This is a genomic window from Alteromonas sp. G5_S2_22_S1, from assembly GCF_054968525.1.
The window spans coordinates 1-276 of sequence record NZ_JBQKUJ010000075.1 but is presented as its reverse complement, the minus strand read 5'-3'; the positions used below and the strand labels follow the sequence as shown (position 1 = coordinate 276).

Sequence of the window (276 nt, the reverse complement as noted above, 5' to 3'; positions counted from 1 at the left end):
GGTCACTAAAGTCTGAAGACCTTACACCCATCTATGTGCCCGAGCCGGAAGATGAGGCTGTGCGGGATTTATCCCGAGCTCGAGAAGCAGCCATGAAAGATTTAAAAGAAGCGAAGTATCAGCTTAAAGCCTTACTTTTGCGCAACAACATACGCTATGAAGGTACTGCCAACTGGTCGAAGAAGCACCTTCGTTGGCTCACGGAATTGATATTGCCTCACCCGGCCCAGCAAATAGTCTTACAAGAACAATTGCAAACCATAGAAGAGCGCATCC

At 47.8% G+C, this 276-nt stretch carries 1 pseudogene; it reads left to right on the top strand.

The features are described 5' to 3' along the window. Positions 1 to 276 (top strand): annotated as a pseudogene (locus ACTRWF_RS19740) (IS110 family transposase); the annotation flags it as partial.